We start from the raw sequence: 508 nt of genomic DNA on the forward strand, positions 1-508 counted from the left end.
GGCCATCCATCCCAAATGGCTGCAGCCGTCGGCCATTCCCCTGACGATCATCTGCGGGCCGCCCTGCTCGGGCAAGACGACGCTGGCCGAGGCAAGCGCCGGTCCTGGCGACCTGGTGATCGATCTCGACCGCATCGCCTCGGACCTGTCGGGCGAACCGATGCACGGCTGGCCGCGGGAGCGCTGGCTGAATGCCGCGCTCTGGCAGCGCAACACCATGCTGGGCGGCCTGTCGCGCCCCGGTCCCCATGCCGCTGCATGGTTCGTCGTGTCCGAGCCGAAGGCGAAGCACCGGGACTGGTGGGCCCAAACCCTCAAGCCCCAGCGGATCATCGTGCTCGAGGTCGGCGAACCGGAATGCATGGCCCGCGCGCTGGCTGGCGGCAGGGATCTCGGCAGGGTCGAGGCGCGCGTGATGGAATGGTGGGCGCAGTACGGCCGCCGGATCGGAGACGACCGGCGGCCCGGCGGCCAAGGGGGGGGAGGGGCATCGGATGGGGCGTCCCTG

General features: G+C 71.3%; 1 protein-coding gene. It reads left to right on the forward strand.

The genetic code is table 11. The features are described from left to right. Positions 1–508 (forward strand): AAA family ATPase (locus HCC78_RS33110; RefSeq protein ID WP_172332888.1); only part of this gene is annotated, 508 nt, incomplete at both ends.

It is taken from the genome of Mangrovicoccus sp. HB161399 (assembly GCF_013184745.1).
Lineage (GTDB): Bacteria > Pseudomonadota > Alphaproteobacteria > Rhodobacterales > Rhodobacteraceae > Mangrovicoccus.